Annotated in this window: 19 protein-coding genes and 1 other annotated feature; of the genes, 18 read left to right on the top strand and 1 reads right to left on the bottom strand. The window is 44.6% G+C overall.

Annotated elements, in window-relative coordinates:
- Window positions 1–21: 21 nt before the first annotated feature.
- The 18 genes from KNL20_RS13790 to KNL20_RS13705 all read left to right on the top strand — a co-directional run bounded on the left by KNL20_RS13790 (window position 22) and on the right by KNL20_RS13705 (window position 17,916).
- Entirely contained in the window at window positions 22–1,413 is a 1,392-nt protein-coding gene (locus KNL20_RS13790) for a GH32 C-terminal domain-containing protein (protein WP_230398305.1), read from the top strand.
- Window positions 1,414–1,458: 45 nt separating this feature from the next.
- Window positions 1,459–1,668: a binding site (T-box leader), on the top strand.
- Window positions 1,669–1,792: 124 nt separating this feature from the next.
- Window positions 1,793–4,441, top strand: coding sequence for a valine--tRNA ligase (locus tag KNL20_RS13785; protein ID WP_230398304.1), 2,649 nt, complete (start codon window positions 1,793–1,795; stop codon window positions 4,439–4,441).
- 33 nt (window positions 4,442–4,474) lie between these two features.
- Window positions 4,475–6,586 carry an LTA synthase family protein gene (locus KNL20_RS13780; protein WP_230398303.1) on the top strand — a complete coding sequence of 704 codons (2,112 nt, stop codon included), beginning with the start codon at window positions 4,475–4,477 and terminating at the stop codon, window positions 6,584–6,586.
- 430 nt (window positions 6,587–7,016) lie between these two features.
- The gene (locus KNL20_RS13775; RefSeq protein WP_230398302.1) at window positions 7,017–8,312 is read left to right on the top strand and encodes a bifunctional folylpolyglutamate synthase/dihydrofolate synthase; all 1,296 of its coding nucleotides are present in this window, start codon (window positions 7,017–7,019) and stop codon (window positions 8,310–8,312) included.
- A gap of 18 nt (window positions 8,313–8,330) precedes the next feature.
- Window positions 8,331–8,489 (top strand): hypothetical protein, encoded by a 159-nt coding sequence (locus KNL20_RS13770; RefSeq protein ID WP_230398301.1) that lies wholly within the window; start codon window positions 8,331–8,333, stop codon window positions 8,487–8,489.
- Complete coding sequence (locus KNL20_RS13765; protein ID WP_230398300.1) at window positions 8,486–9,958, top strand: tetratricopeptide repeat protein; 1,473 nt, start codon at window positions 8,486–8,488, stop codon at window positions 9,956–9,958. Before KNL20_RS13770 ends, KNL20_RS13765 begins: the two co-directional genes overlap by 4 nt.
- A 146-nt stretch (window positions 9,959–10,104) precedes the next feature.
- Window positions 10,105–10,422, top strand: coding sequence for an STAS domain-containing protein (locus KNL20_RS13760; protein WP_230398299.1), 318 nt, complete (start codon window positions 10,105–10,107; stop codon window positions 10,420–10,422).
- A 47-nt stretch (window positions 10,423–10,469) separates the two neighbouring features.
- Entirely contained in the window at window positions 10,470–10,913 is a 444-nt protein-coding gene (spoIIAB, locus tag KNL20_RS13755) for an anti-sigma F factor (protein ID WP_230398298.1), read from the top strand.
- Window positions 10,914–10,922: 9 nt separating this feature from the next.
- Entirely contained in the window at window positions 10,923–11,636 is a 714-nt protein-coding gene (locus KNL20_RS13750) for a SigF/SigG family RNA polymerase sporulation sigma factor (protein ID WP_230398297.1), read from the top strand.
- Between the two features lie 76 nt (window positions 11,637–11,712).
- Complete coding sequence (locus KNL20_RS13745; RefSeq protein WP_230398296.1) at window positions 11,713–12,330, top strand: stage V sporulation protein AA; 618 nt, start codon at window positions 11,713–11,715, stop codon at window positions 12,328–12,330.
- Complete coding sequence (locus tag KNL20_RS13740) at window positions 12,327–12,749, top strand: stage V sporulation protein AB (protein WP_230398295.1); 423 nt, start codon at window positions 12,327–12,329, stop codon at window positions 12,747–12,749. Before KNL20_RS13745 ends, KNL20_RS13740 begins: the two co-directional genes overlap by 4 nt.
- A gap of 27 nt (window positions 12,750–12,776) precedes the next feature.
- The gene (gene spoVAC, locus KNL20_RS13735; protein WP_230398294.1) at window positions 12,777–13,244 is read left to right on the top strand and encodes a stage V sporulation protein AC; all 468 of its coding nucleotides are present in this window, start codon (window positions 12,777–12,779) and stop codon (window positions 13,242–13,244) included.
- A gap of 84 nt (window positions 13,245–13,328) precedes the next feature.
- Window positions 13,329–14,348: a stage V sporulation protein AD gene (locus KNL20_RS13730; protein ID WP_230398293.1), complete on the top strand. Its 1,020-nt coding sequence runs from the start codon at window positions 13,329–13,331 to the stop codon at window positions 14,346–14,348.
- Between the two features lie 5 nt (window positions 14,349–14,353).
- Window positions 14,354–14,710 (top strand): SpoVA/SpoVAEb family sporulation membrane protein, encoded by a 357-nt coding sequence (locus tag KNL20_RS13725; protein WP_230398292.1) that lies wholly within the window; start codon window positions 14,354–14,356, stop codon window positions 14,708–14,710.
- A 178-nt stretch (window positions 14,711–14,888) separates the two neighbouring features.
- Window positions 14,889–15,797 (top strand): UDP-N-acetylmuramate dehydrogenase, encoded by a 909-nt coding sequence (murB, locus tag KNL20_RS13720; protein WP_230398291.1) that lies wholly within the window; start codon window positions 14,889–14,891, stop codon window positions 15,795–15,797.
- Between the two features lie 18 nt (window positions 15,798–15,815).
- Complete coding sequence (rapZ, locus tag KNL20_RS13715) at window positions 15,816–16,697, top strand: RNase adapter RapZ (protein WP_230398290.1); 882 nt, start codon at window positions 15,816–15,818, stop codon at window positions 16,695–16,697.
- 3 nt (window positions 16,698–16,700) lie between these two features.
- Window positions 16,701–17,669 (top strand): DNA-binding protein WhiA, encoded by a 969-nt coding sequence (whiA, locus tag KNL20_RS13710; protein WP_230398289.1) that lies wholly within the window; start codon window positions 16,701–16,703, stop codon window positions 17,667–17,669.
- Window positions 17,662–17,916: an HPr family phosphocarrier protein gene (locus KNL20_RS13705; protein WP_230398288.1), complete on the top strand. Its 255-nt coding sequence runs from the start codon at window positions 17,662–17,664 to the stop codon at window positions 17,914–17,916. Before whiA ends, KNL20_RS13705 begins: the two co-directional genes overlap by 8 nt.
- A 37-nt stretch (window positions 17,917–17,953) precedes the next feature.
- On the opposite strand, the gene KNL20_RS13700 is transcribed toward KNL20_RS13705, so the two are convergent.
- Window positions 17,954–18,706, bottom strand: coding sequence for a GNAT family N-acetyltransferase (locus tag KNL20_RS13700; RefSeq protein WP_230398287.1), 753 nt, complete (start codon window positions 18,704–18,706; stop codon window positions 17,954–17,956).
- Window positions 18,707–18,794: the final 88 nt, after the last annotated feature.

Here is an 18,794-nt window from a genome sequence, read left to right as displayed (position 1 = left end):
TAAGGAAAGCGAGGTTTTTTTATGAACAGATTATATTACCAATTTCCGGATACCTGGTTTGGAGACTGTATGCCTTTTGGATACAAGGATAAATTCTTCCTTTATCACCAAAGAGATACAAGAAAGCCCGGTCCCTTTGGAGAACCATTTGGCTGGGATCTGGCTACGACTTCCGATTTTGTACACTATGAGGACTGTGGGGTAGCGGTTCCGAGGGGAACGGATGGGGAGCAGGACCAGTTTATCTTTGCGGGAAGCGTATTCGAAGCAGAGGGGCAGTTCCACATCTTCTATACAGGTTATAACCGTGATTATCCTGCACAGGGGAAAGCCTCTCAGGTATTGATGCATGCAGTCTCTGACGACCTGTACCACTGGACGAAGACCCAGGAGTCGCTTACATTCTGCCCGCAGGATGGCTATGACCCGGATGACTGGAGGGATCCGTTTGTTATCTGGAATGAAGAGGAACAAAATTATCTGCTGATTCTGGGAGCCAGAAAAATCGGACCTAAAACAGAACAAAGCGGCAGAACGGTAAAATTTGTCTCAAAAGATTTGGAAAATTGGGAGTTCCAGGGGGATTTCTGGGCACCGGGTCTTTATACAATGCATGAAATGCCGGATCTTTTTAAAATTGGAGACTGGTGGTATCATATTATCTCTGAGTATAGCGATAAAAATAAAATTATTTATCGTATGAGTAAGAGCTTGAACGGTCCCTGGATTGCACCGGTGGACGATGCATTTGACGGACGTGCCTATTATGCCGGACGTACGTTCTGTCTGAATGGGCAGAGAATTCTTTTCGGGTGGGTACCCACAAGGGAAGGCTGTGATGACCGGAAAAACTTCGAATGGGGAGGCACCTTTGTGGCCCATGAGGTTTACCAGCGTCCGGATGGGACATTAGGAGTAAAGATACCGGATACTGTATGGAATGCGTTCAATGAACGTGAAAGGATAGAGAATGTATCCATTGAAACACCTCATGCCAGAGAGGAACAGGTATTGTTTCAAAACTGCGGAGATATCTATTCCTTTGAAGCTGATATCACCTTCGGGGAAGGCACCCGGTCTTTTGGAATCCGTGTCCTTGAGGATGAAAAGTCCGGTCGCTCTTATCAATATATCTTTCTGCCGGGAGAGAATAAATATGTGTTTGAGAAAAACCCGAACTGGCCGTGGTTTGGCTGTATGAATATCGGTCTTGAGCGTCCGATTACCCTGGCTGCAGAAGAAACTTGTCACTTTCAGCTGATTCTGGATGATACCATTGCAACGCTTTATGTAAACGGGGTTGCATTAAATGTCAGAATGTATGAAAAGCCAGGGGACTCTTTAAGCTTCTTTGCTACAGATGGGAATGTAAAGTTGAAAAATATTTCGATTGCCAGAGGACTATCCGACTGATTTTCTCTTGACAAATATTTAAAAGCCGTCTATGATAAACAAAAGATAAAAGTGATGAGAAAGAGGAGTACGTAAAAGTGCCGCCCGAAGAGAGGACGATTCATCGGCTGGGAGATTGTCCGGAAGGCAGTTACGGAAGGTAGCTTTTGAACTGGAGTGCTGAATTCATACCGGTAAGCATTCCCGGTCAGTCCCCGTTAAAGGATAATGAAGTGATAAACAAAGGTGGTACCGCGGAGTTTCTTCGCCCTTATGGTGTGAAGCTGCGATGCCGGGCAGATAAAAGATGAGTGGGAACAAAGATTGCGCTTAGCACAATTTTGTTCCCTTTTCTATTTTGCCTCTTGCAGCATAATATGACCTCAAAGGAGAAAATCAGATGAATAAAGAGCTTGCTAAAACCTATGATCCCAAAGGTTTAGAAGACAGGTTGTATCAGAAGTGGATTGATAAAGGCTATTTTCATGCAAAAGTAAATCCCGACAAAAAACCATTTACGATCGTGATGCCGCCGCCAAATGTTACGGGGCAGCTGCATATGGGGCATGCACTGGATAATACCATGCAGGATATCCTGATTCGCTTTAAGAGAATGCAGGGATATGAGGCTCTGTGGCAGCCTGGTACAGATCATGCAGCGATTGCAACAGAAGTAAAGGTTACCGAGATGCTGAAAGAAAAAGGCATCGATAAAGAGGAAATCGGACGGGAAGAGTTCTTGAAGTACTGCTGGGAGTGGAAAGAGGAGTATGGAAGCCGTATCGTAGGACAGCTAAAGAGGATGGGCTCCTCCGCAGACTGGGAGCGGGAACGCTTTACCATGGATGAGGGCTGCTCAAAGGCTGTAGAAGAAGTCTTTGTAAAGTTATATGAGAAAGGCTATATCTATAAAGGCTCCAGAATTATCAACTGGTGTCCGGTATGCCAGACCTCAATTTCTGATGCAGAAGTGGAGCACGAAGATCAATCCGGACATTTCTGGCATATCAGATATCCGATTGCAGGAGAAGAGGGGCGCTATGTAGAAATCGCAACGACCCGTCCTGAGACGCTGCTTGGGGATACTGCCGTTGCTGTAAACCCGGAGGATGAGCGGTATAAAGACCTGATCGGAAAGATCTGCAGGCTGCCGCTTACAGACCGGGAAATTCCTGTAATTGCAGATGAATACGTGGACAAGGAGTTTGGAACCGGATGTGTGAAAATCACGCCCGCTCATGATCCTAATGATTTTGAAGTGGGAAAGCGTCATAATCTGGAAGAAATCAACATTATGAATGATGACGCCACTATGAACGAATTGTGTGGGAAGTATACAGGGATGGACCGCTATGAAGCCAGAAAAGCCATGGTGGAGGATCTGGAGGCGCAGGGGCTTTTAGTGAAGGTGACAGACCATGTACATGCGGTAGGTATCCACGACCGGTGCAAGACCACAATTGAGCCGATGATCAAGCCCCAGTGGTTCGTAAAGATGAAGGAGATGGGGGATGCGGCCATTCAGACGCTGAAAGATGGAGACTTGACCTTTGTGCCGGAGCGCTTTGATAAGACTTATCTGCACTGGCTGGAGAATATTCGTGACTGGTGTATTTCCCGTCAGTTGTGGTGGGGACATAGAATTCCCGCATACGATTGTGATGCATGCGGTGAAGTGATAGTACAAAGAGGTGGAGCTCCTCAAAAGTGCCCGGCATGCGGCAGCACGCATCTGACGCAGGATCCGGACACACTGGACACCTGGTTCAGTTCTGCCCTGTGGCCGTTCTCAACGTTGGGCTGGCCGGATAAGACGCCGGAACTGGGGTACTTCTATCCTACGAATGTACTGGTGACAGGATATGATATTATTTTCTTTTGGGTAATCCGTATGGTCTTCTCAGGGCTTGAGCAGACTGGCCAATCTCCATTTGATCATGTGCTGATTCACGGACTTGTGCGGGATTCCGAAGGCCGTAAGATGAGTAAATCGCTCGGAAATGGAATTGATCCTCTGGAGGTTATCGACAAATACGGTGCGGATGCACTGCGCCTGACACTGATTACAGGGAATGCTCCCGGAAATGATATGCGCTTTTATTGGGAGCGTGTGGAGGCAAGCCGGAATTTTGCCAACAAGGTATGGAATGCATCCAGATTTATTCTGATGAATCTGGAAAAAGCCGAGGTGTCCGACACGATTGCTGAACAAAAGTTAACTAGTTCTGACAAGTGGATACTCAGTAAAGTTAATAAACTGACACAGGAGGTAACGGACAACCTGGAGAAGTTTGAACTGGGAATTGCTGTTTCAAAGGTGTATGATTTCATCTGGGAGGAATTCTGTGACTGGTATATTGAGATGGTAAAGCCACGCCTTTACAGTGAGACAGACACCACAAAGGCTGCTGCCCTCTGGACCTTGAAGACAGTGCTTGGAAACGCGCTGAAGATGCTGCATCCCTACATGCCATTTATTACAGAAGAGATTTACTGTACCTTAAACCCGAATGAAGAGACCATTATGACCTCGGCCTGGCCCGAATGGAAGCAGGCCTGGAGCTATCAGGATGAGGAGGATGCAGTGGAGATGATAAAAGAAGCAGTCCGCGGCGTACGTACGGTTCGGACACAGATGAATGTACCGCCAAGCAAAAAAGCATCCGTATACGTGGTATCTGAGGAGTGTAAAGTCAGGAACGTGTTTGAGACGGGTAAGGTCTTTTTTGCAACACTTTCAGGCGCCAGTGAAGTTCTGATATATGCAAACAAAGAAGGGATTGCGGAGGATGCAATTTCGGCGGTGATTCCGAATGCCACGCTTTATATTCCGTTTGCGGAGCTTGTGGATATCGAAAAAGAGATGGAGCGTCTGGAAAAAGAAGAACTGCGCCTTAGCAAGGAAATTGCACGTTCAGAAGGTATGCTTAAGAATGAAAAGTTCGTAAACAAGGCACCGGCTGCTAAGGTGCAGGAAGAGAAAGATAAGCTGGAAAATTATCGGAAGATGATGGAACAGGTGAAGGAGCGGCTGACACAGATTTCCTGATAGTGTGGAGGCTGTTCCAACGAGGAGATTATTATGAAGATATTAAAAAAGATTAACTGGCAGAAAGTGTCCGCTTTTTGCAACAGGATTTCACTGCTTCTGCAGGCCCTGGGCTGCTGTATGCTTTACTTTGTCATTGAGGCCATATCCCGCCACTCATTGGCGGATGCATGGGTCTATATGATTAGTCGTCCCTGGGTATTTTTGTACAATGCATTTTTGATTTTTACAACTTCAATGATTGCATATCTGTTTCGAAGGAGAACGTTGGTACGCCTTATCGTAGGTGCATTCTGGCTTATTCTTGGAATTATCAATGGAGTGCTGTTGGCAAACCGTGTAACTCCCTTTACGGGTCCTGATTTAAAGCTGTTAAGTGACGCGGCTAAAATCATGAATAAGTATTTATCACCCACCATGCTTGTGTTTGTAGTTATCCTGCTGGTACTACTTCTGCTGTTCTTTGTATGGCTGTGGGTAAAGGGCCCTAAGTTCAGGGGAAAAATTCATTGGGTGGTAAATCTTTCTCTGGTTATTGGAACCGTTCTGCTGTTTTCCGGAGCTACAAAAGTGGTGCTGGAAAAGCGAATCCTATCCAATTACTTTGGAAATATTGCATTTGCGTATCAGGATTATGGATATCCTTATTGTCTGGCCGTTACGCTCTTTGACACAGGAATCTCTGAGCCCAACGGTTATTCTGAAAATCTGATTGATAATATTGTAAAGAGCGAGGGCGATACGAAGGACTCATTGTTGGAGAAGCAGCCAAATATAATATTTTTACAGTTAGAATCTTTTTTTGATCCTGAGCTGGTAAACTTCCTGAATATCTCAGAGGATCCGATTCCTAATTTCCGGCAGTTGATGAGAGACTACTCTTCGGGCTATTTTCGGGTTCCCGCTGTTGGAGCAGGTACTGCAAATACAGAATTTGAATCAATCACCGGCATGAGCCTCCGTTATTTTGGACCTGGAGAATATCCCTATAAAACTATTTTAAAGGATACAACATGCGAAAGTGCGCCATATGTATTGAAGAATCTGGGATATGCGACCCATGCCATCCATAATAACGAGGCAAATTTCTATTCCAGAAAATCCGTATTCCCTATGCTGGGCTTTGATTCTTTCACCTCAGAGGAATACATGCCGGATATCTCGGATACCACAGAGACAGGCTGGGTCAAGGATCATATACTTACTGATGAAATTGTAAAATGTCTGGGCTCTTCAGAAGGCCCCGACTATGTATATACGGTTTCCGTGCAGGGACATGGAGACTATCCCACGGAACCTATTTTGGAGAATCCCGAAATCACAGTAACAGGAGCTGATGACAAGGAGAAGAATAATTATTCCTGGGAGTATTATGTGAATGAAATTCACGAGATGGATCAATTTGTTAAGAATCTCACGGATACTCTGGCAAATTATCCTGAACCCGTAATTTTGGTTATGTATGGAGACCACCTTCCTACTATGGGTCTGGAGATTAAAGATGTAAAAAACCGTTACCTTTTCCAGACGCAGTATGTCATGTGGGACAACATGGGGCTTGAGAAAAAGGATAAGAATCTGTCGGCCTACCAAATGGCGGCTGAGGTGTTCAATCGCATAGGAATTCATGACGGAACCATCTTCCGGTACCATCAGGCACGCAGAAACACAAAGAACTATCAGGTGGATCTGGAAGCATTACAATATGATTTGCTTTATGGGAAGAAATATGCCTACGGCGGAGAGAATCCTTATACGAAAAGTGATATGACTCTGGGGGTATTACCAGTCACCATAGGCGAGGTATCCAAAATTGCGGACGGAACCTATTCCGTCACCGGTGAAAACTTCACGGCATCCAGTAAGCTGGAGGTGAATGAAGAGCTTGCGGAGGGGACAATCTTCATCAGTAATACACAACTCCTGGTGAAGGATGTGGAACTGAAGGAAGGGGATAAAATAGATGTTGCACAGCAAAGCAATTCTTCGACCAAGAAAGTACTTTCCCGCTCTGCTGCAATTATCTTCAAAGAACCACTTGCTATACCGACCCCATCACCATTACCCCAGGATACACTGACACCCTCTGCAAACCCAGAAGGAACAGATACACCACCCGAACAACCTGCTGACACTAACCCCTAAAGCATACCCGGGAATACCCGGAAACGACACCACAAAACGATTCCTGTCACAAACAGGAAAAAGTGTCGAAGAAAAAAACCAAAAAACTATGGACATATTTTACTACTATATTATAATGTAACTTATCGGAAGGAAAACAAGCGGCTCCGAAGGAGACATTTGTTTTCACCCGATAAGTTAACGAAGAACCGGAGGTTCTGAGTTTTTGCCCGAAGGGGAAAGGAAGGAAAACAAGCGGCTCCGAAGGAGACATTTGTTTTCACCCGATAAGTTAACGAAGAACCGGAGGTTCTGAGTTTTTGCCCGAAGGGGAAAGGAAGGAAAACAAGCGGCTCCGAAGGAGACATTTGTTTTCACCCGATAAGTTAACGAAGAACCGGAGGTTCTGAGTTTTTGCCCGAAGGGGAAAGGAAGAAACAGGAGTAAAAGTTTGAATTATACAGAAGCGGTTAACTATATAGAAGAAATACCAAAGTTTACGACTAAAAATCCACCTGAACACACCAGAGAATTGCTGCGCCGTATGGGTGATCCTCATAAGAGACTGAAAATTATACACGTGGCAGGAACTAACGGAAAGGGAAGTGTTTGCTCCTATCTGAATTCTATGCTTTTGATGGGTGGCTGCAGCTGTGGATTGTTTACCTCACCCCATCTGATTAAAATTAACGAACGATACATGATCAACCAGGAAATGGTAGATGATGCTCTGTTTCTCGAAGCTTTTGCGGAGACAAAAAAGGTGGTGGATGGGTTTATAGCTGATGGAAGTGTACATCCCAGCTATTTTGAAATGCTGTTCCTGATGGGAATGTATATTTTTAAAAAGAAGCATACGGAGTATGTGATACTTGAGACCGGATTGGGCGGGCGGCTGGATGCCACGAATGTGGTGGAAAAGCCATTGGCCTGTATCATCACATCCATCAGCAGAGATCATACAGAATATCTCGGAGAGACCATTTCCGAAATCGCAGGTGAGAAAGCCGGAATCATAAAGCCGGAGGTGCCTGTTATCTATGATGGACATAGCAAGGAGGCGTCAGAGGTCATCGCCGGACAGGCTGGTGCGTCATGCAGTCCTTCCTATGAATTAAAACCGGATATGTATACGGTGAAGACACAGACAAAAGCAGGCATTACATTTGATTTCCAATATGAAAACGAGACTGTGCAGTTACAAATTCCTTATATAGCGAGATATCAGATGATGAATGCCGCACTGGCTTATTTTACCATGCGGAATCTGGAGCCAGTGCATCATATTCCGAAGAATGTCCTGGCGGAGGGGATAGCAGCCGCGAGGTGGCCCGGCCGGATGGAGACGGTATTGCCGGGTGTGATTATAGATGGGGCTCACAATGAAGATGGAGTAGCCGAATTTGTAAAGACTGTCCGTAGTTTTCAGAACAGTCATAAAATAACGATATTGTTTTCTGCTGTCCATGATAAACGATATAAAGACATGATTCAGGAAATAGAAGCAGGTATTCGCCCGGAACAGGTGATTACCACTTGTATAGGGGGCAGCCGGGGTGTTCCGGCAGAGGAACTCGCTCAGTTGTTTCTTGAATCAGGATGTCATCGGGTGATGTCAGAACCGGATGTGGGACATGCTTTCGAAGCTGCATATCGTGAAAAAGGAGATGGCATGCTGTTCTGTGTAGGATCCCTATATCTGGCCGGAGAACTGAAAAACTATCTTGGCAGCAGGGCGGGGTACTAGCTGCCCATGGAGGAAAGAATGATTAATTATGAGGAAGAGTTAAAGAAATTTAAGCCGCTTCTGGATGTGGATGAAGTTGAAAGTGCCATATACAGCCGGGATTTGACAGATGTCATTGACATTCTCAAGGAGATGCTGAAAACACGTAATGACCAGGAATCAAAGGAGTCACTATGAATTGTATGAATTGCGGTGCTGCGGTCAGCGGTGCTCAAGTTTGTCCGGTATGTGGATTTGATCTGGGTGTTCAAAGAAAAGCGCTCCAGCTTTCTGTCCTGTATTATAATCAGGGGTTGGATAAAGCGGAAATCAGAGACTTGTCCGGTGCCATTGATTTATTAAAGCAGAGTTTGAGGTATAACAAACTGAACATACCGGCCAGAAACCTTCTGGGACTGGTTTATTTTGAAACCGGTGAGGCAGTAGCGGCCTTAAGTGAATGGATTATCAGTAAGAATATTCTGCCGGAACAGAATATGGCAACAGAGTATATTCAGAAACTGCAGGCGGAACCGGCAAAACTGGACATGATTAATCAGACAATCAAGAAATATAACACTGCATTGAAATGCTGCAGGGAAGGCAACGAAGATGTAGCGGCTATTCAGCTGAAAAAAATATTGAACCAGAACCCAAAGCTTATAAAAGGCTGCCATCTGCTGGCTCTGATCTATTTAAAAAGGGAAGAATACGAAAAAGCCCGTAAAATATTAAAGAAAGCAATGCGTATTGATAAGACGAATTCCACTTCGCTGCGATTCCTGAAAGAGGTGGATGAACAGACCGGTACAGTAACCAGCCTGGAACCCAGACGATTTTTCAAGTCCAGAAAGGGAGAACTGGCCCAAGAAGAACCTATGGAAAATATGACGGTGATTCAGACGCCTACTTTTCGTGAAAGTTCTGTAGCCGCTACACTTTTAAATATCGGGCTGGGTCTGGTAGTGGGTGGACTGGTCGTATGGTTTCTGGTGGTTCCATCGTTGAAACAGGGAATAAACCGTGGTGCCAATGAAAAAATAGTGGAATACAGCAACACGATGGCGAGCCAGGAGACACAGATTACAGACTTAAAGAGGCAGATTGAAGAGTCGGACAATACAGTGGCCTCTGCACAGCAGCAGATTAGTGAAGCAGGGGAAAAGACAGCTGCTTATGAAAACTTGATTAAGGCATTTTCTGCCTATAACAGTGAAAAATATGACCAGGCGGCCAAGGCACTCGAAGGTATGAATACAGAGCTGCTCTCTGTGGATGCAAAGGCTGTCTATGACAAGATTTACGGTAATATCCAGACCACGATGTTTAAACAGCTGCTTAAAGACGGTCAGGAGTCTTTTGACAATGCAGATTATGTAACAGCAATTGATAAATTGTCAAAAGCAAAAGAGATGAATGCGGATGATTTCACAGTGTTGAACTTGCTGGCACATTCTTACCGTTATGCGGGTGACACCCAGAATGCGATAGCCAATTTTCAGGAAATAATATCCAAGTTTCCAAAAACAAAACGTGCTGCCAGTGCCCAGAACTTTATTAAACAGCTTGGGGGCACTACAGGAGATACGACTACGGAAGACACAGGCAATGATGATGGGGAAGATATAGGAGATGATACTACGGGAGGTGTTCCTGACGGGGAATAGTTTTATACTTACGGATTGATTAAGAGAAACCTCTGAGGCGGGGATGCGTAAAAATACGCGTCCCCGCCTTTGTATACCAAAGTATGCAAGGAAAGCTGCCGGTGGCAGGTTTTCTGTATCGAAATAAATAAGGAAAGGGGTATAAAATGGAGGAATTATTTCAGGTAAAGGGGAGCATACTAACAATCAGAATTCCTGAAGAGCTGGATCACCACAGCGCAGAAAAAATCAGGGAGGGTTCTGAACGGATTCTGGAGAGTCAGAGAATTCGTGAAGTTATTTTTGACTTTGGTGATACCCGGTTTATGGATAGTTCAGGTATAGGTATGATCATGGGAAGATATCGAAGTATGAACCAGATGGGAGGGTCGGTAAGAGCAGTTCATGTAAAAGAGAGAGTCGCAAAAATCCTTCAGCTTTCGGGAATTTACAAAGTGATTCCCATAGAATTAAAGAAAAATTAGGATTGTGTAACCCAAAATAACAGATTATAAGGAGGTTATTATTAACGATGGAAAACACCAATGAAATGGTAATTGAATTTGACAGCCGTTCCTGCAACGAAGGGTTTGCAAGAGTGGCAGTAGCGGCGTTTTGTACGCAGATGAACCCCACACTTGAAGAGGTGGCGGATTTGAAGACAGCAGTATCAGAGGCTATTACGAATGCCATCATTCATGCATATGACGAGGGCGTACATAAAATTCGGATAGAATGCAAGATTATTGAACATGATTTGTATGTGACGGTGATTGATTATGGGAAGGGAATAGAGGATGTAGCGAAAGCCATGGAGCCGTTATTTACCACAAAACCGGAGATGGAACGCTCAGGTATGGGATTTGCTTTTATGGAGGCTTTTATGGATGAGGTGACGGTGGTCTCTGAACCGGGAGCGGGCACTCAGGTGCATATGATGAAGCATGTCGGCTGCGGCAGCAGTCCCTTTGAATAGGAGGACCCCATGGATCATACCCTTATGTTGATAGAACGGGCACATACGGGGGATAAAGAGGCGAGAGATACCTTAGTAGAACAGAACCTGGGGCTGGTATACAGCGTAGTCAAGAGGTTTAGAAACCGGGGAGCGGAGATGGAAGATCTGGTGCAGATAGGAAGCATCGGGTTACTAAAAGCAATTGATAAATTTGATGTGGGATTCGATGTTAAATTCTCCACTTATGCAGTTCCTATGATCACAGGGGAAATAAAAAGATTTTTAAGAGATGACGGTATGATTAAGGTCAGCCGCTCTTTAAAAGAAACAGCGTTTAAAGCATACACTGCAAGGGAAATCCTGGAGCGCAGACTTGGGCGTGAACCAAGCTTAAATGAAATCGCAGAAGAAATACAGCAGTCAGTGGAGGAGTTAGCCATGGCGTTAGATGCCGGTGCTGAGGTAGAATCTCTGCATAAAATCATTTATCAGGGAGAAGGCAATGATGTGTCACTGATGGATAAGATAGAAGAGCCTGTCTGTGAGGGAGACAGGCTGGTGGACCGCATGCTTTTAGAAGAAATATTGAAAAAGCTGGAGCCGGAAGAACGTCAGATTATTTATCTGAGATATTTTTGTGACTATACGCAGTCATATATTGCCGGAATGTTGGGCATCTCACAGGTCCAGGTATCCAGAATGGAGAAAAGAATATTAAACCGGTTACGGGGTGAGGTTTGAATTGTAACGAATATTTATTGAAGGAATTGCCATACTAAGTCTATGTATAAACAGGATAGACAGGGAAGTGGCTTAAATGAGTAAAACACTTTATATGCAGACAGATAAAAATATAAAGGTCATAAAAGAGGAAGTTTGTCTTGGTGATATAGCAAACTTGAGCTGTGCCGATACAAAGGTATTAAAACGGAATTTGAACCGAAAGGTTATCTCCTTGCCAAAAGAGAAATATGGCAGATATGTTCTGGCGGTCACTGATATCATACGTGAAATTGAAAAAGAAGAGGACGACGTGGATGTATGCCATATTGGAGAAGCTAATTTTGTAATTACGTTTGAGGATCCAAATGGAAAGAACACCATAGTCAGTTGGGTGAAAACGATTGTTGTCAGTCTGCTCACATTCTTTGGAACTGCATTTTCAATTATGACATTCAACACGGATGTATCGGTGGACAAATTATTTCAAAACATCTATCAGATGTTTACCGGAGAGAGTTCCTCCGGGTTTACCATCCTGGAGGTCACCTATTCCATAGGGATAGGAATAGGAGTTATTTTTTATTTCAACCATTTTGGTAAAAGAAAGCTGACGCAAGATCCGACGCCTCTGGAAGTACAGATGCGGTTATACGAGGATGATGTAGATACCACGATAATTGAGACAAGTGACCGGGAGGGCAAAGAGACATGATGTGGCAGCAATTTCTGATGGGGATTTTAGGACTGATGGCCGGATTTATCATAGCCAGCGGAACAGTAGCCTTTATTATAAGCATAGGTATTGTACCGAGATATGCCGGAATCACCAGGACAGCCAGTCGGGTGCGTTGGTATGAAAATTGCTGCATTCTGGGTGCAGTGGCAGGAAATTTTGTTTACCTGTGGCAAGGGCACCTGCCTTTTGGAACTTTCGGACTGGCACTCTATGGGTTGTTTGCGGGAATTTATCTGGGAAGCTGGGTGATAGCGCTGGGTGAGGTCGTCGATATCTTTGCAATCCTGTGCAGACGTATAGGGCTGACCAGAGGAGCACCGTTTATCATCATCTGTATGGCCGTCGGAAAAACATTGGGCTCCTTGTTATACTTTTATAAAGGCTGGGCAAACTAATTTAGCGGAAAGAAGGTACAAAGAGATATGGGAAGTATTAAGGACGAAGATAAGAAAAAAGAGTATGAGCAGTATGTAAGTCAGGTAACGCCTACCAGGAATCTTTTTATTCAGATGCTGAAGGCATTTATTATTGGGGGCCTGATATGTGTATTAGGACAGGGAATCTTAAACTACTGTAAAAGTCTTGGCATGGACAAAGAAACGGCCGGTAACTGGTGTTCTTTGACTTTGATCTTTTTGAGTGTTCTGTTTACAGGCTTCAATTTATATCAGAAACTGGTCAGTTTTGCAGGTGCCGGGGCACTGGTTCCCATCACAGGATTTGCCAATTCAGTGGCGGCGCCTGCCATAGAATATCAAAAAGAAGGACAGGTATTTGGTGTGGGCTGTAAGATTTTTAATATTGCCGGTCCTGTGATTTTGTATGGAGTATTTACCAGCTGGGTACTGGGACTGATCTACTGGATTCTGAAGGCTTTGGGAGTGGTTTAAACGCATATTTTCAAAGAGAACTTCGAATACTACAACCATGAAGGAACTTCTTGTTCAGTAAAAGAAAGGTGGAATGTCTTAGATATGAGCCAGATAAAAGGCAAACAAAGTACAGAATTTGAAAGAGATGTGTATATTCTCGGTGCAGCTTCCATAGTCGGGCAGAAAGAGGGGGAAGGGCCCCTGGGAGAGAACTTCGATAAGATAGAACAAGACCCTATGTTTGGACAGAAAAGCTGGGAAGAAGCCGAGAGCGAGATGCAGATTAAGGCAGCCAAACTGGTATTGGAAAAATGTGGACGCAAGGCAGAGGATATCCGTATGATATTCGCAGGTGATTTGTTGGCTCAATCCATAGCTTCCTGCTTTGGACTGGTAGATTTGAACCGTCCGCTCTACGGACTTTACGGAGCTTGTTCTACCATAGGTGAAGCCCTTTCCCTGGGGGCAATGGCCGTTGCAGGCGGATATGCAAACTACGTATTATCCATGACTTCCAGTCACTTCGCCAGCGTTGAAAAAGAATTTCGTTTTCCATTGGCCTATGGAAATCAAAGACCGCCGTCTTCAAGCTGGACGGTAACGGGAAGCGGTGCCTGCATCGTCTCGTCGGAAAAGAGTAATGTAAAAATCAGTGGTATAACCTCTGGGAAAATTGTGGATTATGGGTTAAAAGATTCTCAGAACATGGGAGGCTGTATGGCTCCGGCTGCTGCCGACACCATTGCACAAAATCTGGCCGATTTTGAAAGAAAACCTGAGGATTACGACCGGATTATCACCGGAGATCTAGGCTCCATAGGCAAGGAAATACTTTTAGAACTCATGAAAAAGAAGGGTTACGATATTGCAGGAAACTACCTGGACTGCGGCATGCTGATTTTCGATCCAAATACACAGGACACGAATGCGGGCGGAAGCGGATGCGGCTGTGCGGCAACTGTTCTTGCATCCACCTTGCTTCCTAAATTAGAATCAGGAGAATGGAAAAGGATTCTTTTTGTTCCTACGGGAGCATTGATGTCGAAAGTAAGTTTTTATGAAGGAAAGTCGGTTCCGGGAATTGCCCAGGGTGTGATTTTGGAACACGCAGGAAAGGAGTGAGTGTAATGGACTATATCAATGCATTTTGGGTAGGGGGACTCATCTGTGCACTTTGCCAGATTCTGTTGGAAAAGACGAAGATGATGCCCGGCCGTGTCATGGTACTTCTGGTCTGTGCAGGAGCGGCTTTGAGCTTTCTTAAAATCTATGACCCGTTTGCCAAATATGCAGGTGCAGGGGCCAGTGTACCTCTCCTTGGATTTGGACATCTTCTTTTTCAAGGTGTAAAAGATGCCGTAGATGCAAAAGGTTTCCTGGGTCTTTTCACAGGTGGTTTCAAGGCAAGTGCAGTAGGAATCAGCGGAGCCCTCATCTTCGGCTATCTCGCCAGCCTGGTGTTTAAACCCAAAATGAAAGAATAATAAAAGCTGCAGCATTGTGGACGATTACACGATGCTGCTTTTATTGTTGCACTTTTAATGCGGCAATAGTATAATATGAATGATACTAGTATAGCCGACATTAAATAACTTTTTTAGGGTGCTGAACATCCAATGGATGTTCCTTTGTATCATGTATTAAAAACAGGTGAGGTTTATAGTGGATAATATCAGTGAACGCTTTAGTGAAATCGTAGGAAAAGATCAGGTAAAAACACAGGAGCTGATGGGAAAGCACACCACATTTCGTGTGGGCGGGCCGGCAAGATACTATATCTGTCCCGGTACCATTTTGGAAGTTCAGCAGGTACTGAAGGTCTGTAGGAAGTATGACCTTCCTTTTTTTGTTGTGGGCAATGGCAGCAATCTGCTTGTCAGCGATGAGGGCTATGACGGTGTCATACTACAGATGTTCAGAAACTACAATGATATAATAGTGGAAGGTAATCAGATCAGAGCTCAGGCCGGAGCCCTTCTGTCAAAGATTGCCGGCAGGGCTCTTGAAGAGGGGTTGGGCGGCTTTGAATTCGCAGCAGGTATTCCGGGGACGCTGGGCGGAGCCGTCACGATGAATGCAGGAGCCTATGGCGGCGAGATGAAGCAGGTTCTCAAACAGGTGACAGTACTTGACAGGGAGTGTGAAGTTAAAACGCTTCAGGAGGACGAACTTCATCTTGGTTACCGTACCAGCGTGATAAAAGAAGAAGATTATATTGTATTGGAAGCAGTAATTCAGCTAAAGGAACAAAAACGGGAAGAAATCCGCATAGTGATGGACGATTTGCAGCAGAGAAGAGCCCAGAAACAACCGCTTGAATATCCCAGTGCCGGAAGTACCTTCAAGCGCCCGGAAGGATATTTTGCCGGAAAGCTTATCATGGACGCAGGCCTTAAAGGGTACTGTGTCGGGGGTGCCTGTGTATCTGAAAAACACTGTGGTTTTGTAATTAATAAAGATCATGCAAGTGCATCTGAGGTTTATCAGCTGATGCAGGACGTCCGGAGAATTGTATTTGAAAAGTTTGGTGTAAAGCTCGAACCAGAGGTAAAGCTATTAGGAAGATTTTAACGGAGGAGAGTGTTTCCGATGCATTTTGTAATTGTAACAGGAATGTCCGGTGCAGGAAAGAGTACGGCTTTGAAAATGTTGGAGGATGCGGGATATTTCTGCGTGGATAATCTGCCGATTTCTCTTGTGGAGAAGCTGGCTCAGCTTACAATGAGCGGTGAGGAGGGCAAAATCCGGCAGGTGGCTTTGGGAATCGATATCCGAAATGGTCAGGCACTCGAGGATCTGCAGACCGTGCTGGAGCATATGAGTATAAATGGCATCAAATACGAAATACTGTTTTTAGATGCGGAAGATCAAGTTCTGGTTAAGCGGTATAAAGAGACACGACGTACACATCCTCTGGCCGGAGAAGGCCGCGTGGACGTGGGGATTCAAAAAGAGAGGAGACGCCTGGCCTTCCTGAAAGTACAGGCTGATTATATCATTGATACAAGCCAGCTTTTGACAAGGGAACTAAAAGCAGGGCTGGACAAGATATTTGTTCAGGAACAGAAATTTAATAATCTCATAATTACGGTTCTGTCGTTTGGCTTTAAGTATGGCATTCCATCGGATTCCGACCTTGTCTTTGATGTGCGTTTTCTTCCGAATCCTTATTATATAGATAAACTTCGGCCTTTAAGCGGCTTGGATGAGGAAGTACAAAATTATGTTATGGGATTTGACACAGCCAGGATATTTGCTGATAAGCTGGAGGATATGATACGCTTTCTGATTCCGAATTACATTGCCGAAGGAAAGAACCAATTGATAATAGCGGTAGGGTGTACAGGGGGAAAGCATCGATCCGTAACACTGGCCCGGGAGCTTTATGGGCGTCTGAAAAAAGGAGAAGGTTACGGTATCCGCCTGGAACACAGGGATATTGAAAAGGATAGATATCGAAAGAAGGGATAAAGGATGTCTTTTTCCAGTAGTGTGAAGGAAGAATTATCCAGACAGAATCCGGCTGCAAGGCACTGTCAGATTGCGGAAATCGCTGCAATAATCAGCTTTTGCGGTCATGTAAAGATAACTGCGCGAGACCGGTTTTCAATACGGATACAGACAGAAAATTTATGGGTTGCAAGAAAGTTCTTTACTTTATTGAGGAAAACATTTAAGATAGAAGCAGAAATCACAGTGCGCAGAGGTAATAATCAAAAGAAGAGCAGAACCTATACGATTACCGTCTCAGAGCATAAAGATACGCTTAAAGTATTACAGGCAGCCAGATTGTTAGATGAAAACTACGAAGTTAAAGAGAACCTGTCTCTGGAACATAATGTTATTGTACAAAGGGATTGCTGCCGCCGTGCATTTTTAAGAGGGGCATTTCTGGCAGCCGGTTCCATCAGTAATCCATATCGGTTTTATCATTATGAAATTGTATGTGCTACCTGCCAGAAAGCGGAGCAGCTGAGGGCGTTAATCTGTGGATTTGATATTGATGCTAAGATTGTACAGAGGAAAAAGTACTATGTGGTTTATGTAAAGGAAGGCTCACAAATTGTGTCTCTTTTAGGATTTATGGAAGCGAATATATCCCTTCTGGATCTGGAGAATATCAGGATTCTGAAAGAGATGAGGGGAAGTGTGAACCGGAAAGTGAATTGTGAGGCTGCGAATATCAACAAGACTGTGAGTGCGGCAGTAAAGCAAATTGATGATATCTCTTATATTAGGGAGTCCATTGGATTTTCTGAACTTTCGGATGCTCTGGAAGAGATTGCGCAGCTCAGGCTGCAATATCCGGAAGCGACTCTGAAGGAGTTGGGGTTGATGCTGAATCCTTCAGTCGGAAAGTCAGGAGTCAATCATAGATTAAGGAAACTAAGCAGCATAGCAGAGGAGTTAAGAGGAAACAAGGAGGAGAATTATTATGATTAGGAAACCAATTACCATCGAACTCGCAACTGGAATGGAAGCGCGTCCTGTAGCGCTGTTAGTACAAGTGGCCAGCCAGTTCAGCAGCGATATTTATCTTGAAACCCCCGGCAAAAGGGTGAATGCCAAGAGCATTATGGGGATGATGGCGCTGGGATTGGATACGGGTGAAAAAGTTACGATTGTCAGTGATGGAGCTGATGAAGAGGATGCAATAAAAAGTGTCGAAGAATATCTGACGAATAAATAAAAGTGGGGGCTGTTACAGATATTGTAACAGCCCTGCCTTATAAGAGAAGCCGGGTACGGAACCAGTAATTATACAGATATTGAAATCCTATTGATTCATAGAGGGTTACGGCAGGAATATTACCTTTTACCACTTGCAGGTAAGCGCTGTCGGCGCCTCTTAGAATTCCATTTTGAAGGATGGCAGAACATATGGCTTTTGCGTATCCACGGCCCCGGTAGGCGGGATGCACATGGATGGCATAAAGGCCTATATAGTTCCGGTCCAGAATCCCCAGACCGGTTGCCACAATCTTCCCCTGTTCCCGTATAGATGCACAGATGGTTTCTTTGGGAATTGCACGGTACATAGAAGGAACCACAGTTTTATGCATCACATTTGTAGTGCCTTTCAGCGCAAAAAGCCCTTCAATCCAGCCGGGTGATATGGAGCTGCTGATATTGATACAGGGGGAGCCGGAAAAACGATGGCTCTTCTCAAGCGCCATAACCATGACATCTGTGGAATGCTGTATCATATATCTGCGTGATTCCAGCAAGCGGTCAAACGCAGGGGAGACCAGGGGACTGATTTTAAAGATGGCAGGCGTGCCCCATTGGCGGTAAACCGATTCACAGTAGTCAATTTTCTGGTTTAGGGGAATGGAGGATTCACCAATCTGTTCTACGCTGTTGGTTCGGTGCGTGTAAAAGTAGGAAAATCTGAGAATCCACCCATCGTATATCTGAATCTGATGAGAAGGCCAGGCATTCAGGGAAAGATCTTCAATTGTTTTTATCGTAGGGTTCATACTACTAGTATAAAAGAGATGGAAAAAGGATGCAAGTGGCAGTTTGGAATTCTTGCATATTTTATTAAAACGCGCTATAATAAAAACC

It is taken from the genome of Novisyntrophococcus fermenticellae, from assembly GCF_018866245.1.
Taxonomy (GTDB): Bacteria; Bacillota; Clostridia; order Lachnospirales; family Lachnospiraceae; genus Novisyntrophococcus; species Novisyntrophococcus fermenticellae.
Note: the sequence above shows the minus strand (reverse complement) of the source record. Positions and strands in the feature narration are given on the sequence as shown.

What these genes read in the sequence shown, in the direction of transcription:
- KNL20_RS13745 (WP_230398296.1), top strand. Translation starts at nt 11,713, where the DNA reads ATGAGTAAAACACTTTATATGCAGACAGATAAAAATATAAAGGTCATA.
- KNL20_RS13740 (WP_230398295.1), top strand. Translation starts at nt 12,327, where the DNA reads ATGATGTGGCAGCAATTTCTGATGGGGATTTTAGGACTGATGGCCGGA.
- whiA (WP_230398289.1), top strand. Translation starts at nt 16,701, where the DNA reads ATGTCTTTTTCCAGTAGTGTGAAGGAAGAATTATCCAGACAGAATCCG.
- KNL20_RS13730 (WP_230398293.1), top strand. Translation starts at nt 13,329, where the DNA reads ATGAGCCAGATAAAAGGCAAACAAAGTACAGAATTTGAAAGAGATGTG.
- spoVAC (WP_230398294.1), top strand. Translation starts at nt 12,777, where the DNA reads ATGGGAAGTATTAAGGACGAAGATAAGAAAAAAGAGTATGAGCAGTAT.
- KNL20_RS13760 (WP_230398299.1), top strand. Translation starts at nt 10,105, where the DNA reads ATGGAGGAATTATTTCAGGTAAAGGGGAGCATACTAACAATCAGAATT.
- KNL20_RS13725 (WP_230398292.1), top strand. Translation starts at nt 14,354, where the DNA reads ATGGACTATATCAATGCATTTTGGGTAGGGGGACTCATCTGTGCACTT.
- KNL20_RS13780 (WP_230398303.1), top strand. Translation starts at nt 4,475, where the DNA reads ATGAAGATATTAAAAAAGATTAACTGGCAGAAAGTGTCCGCTTTTTGC.
- spoIIAB (WP_230398298.1), top strand. Translation starts at nt 10,470, where the DNA reads ATGGAAAACACCAATGAAATGGTAATTGAATTTGACAGCCGTTCCTGC.
- KNL20_RS13705 (WP_230398288.1), top strand. Translation starts at nt 17,662, where the DNA reads ATGATTAGGAAACCAATTACCATCGAACTCGCAACTGGAATGGAAGCG.
- KNL20_RS13785 (WP_230398304.1), top strand. Translation starts at nt 1,793, where the DNA reads ATGAATAAAGAGCTTGCTAAAACCTATGATCCCAAAGGTTTAGAAGAC.
- KNL20_RS13770 (WP_230398301.1), top strand. Translation starts at nt 8,331, where the DNA reads ATGATTAATTATGAGGAAGAGTTAAAGAAATTTAAGCCGCTTCTGGAT.
- KNL20_RS13765 (WP_230398300.1), top strand. Translation starts at nt 8,486, where the DNA reads ATGAATTGTATGAATTGCGGTGCTGCGGTCAGCGGTGCTCAAGTTTGT.
- rapZ (WP_230398290.1), top strand. Translation starts at nt 15,816, where the DNA reads ATGCATTTTGTAATTGTAACAGGAATGTCCGGTGCAGGAAAGAGTACG.
- KNL20_RS13700 (WP_230398287.1), bottom strand. Translation starts at nt 18,706, where the DNA reads ATGAACCCTACGATAAAAACAATTGAAGATCTTTCCCTGAATGCCTGG.
- KNL20_RS13790 (WP_230398305.1), top strand. Translation starts at nt 22, where the DNA reads ATGAACAGATTATATTACCAATTTCCGGATACCTGGTTTGGAGACTGT.
- KNL20_RS13750 (WP_230398297.1), top strand. Translation starts at nt 10,923, where the DNA reads ATGGATCATACCCTTATGTTGATAGAACGGGCACATACGGGGGATAAA.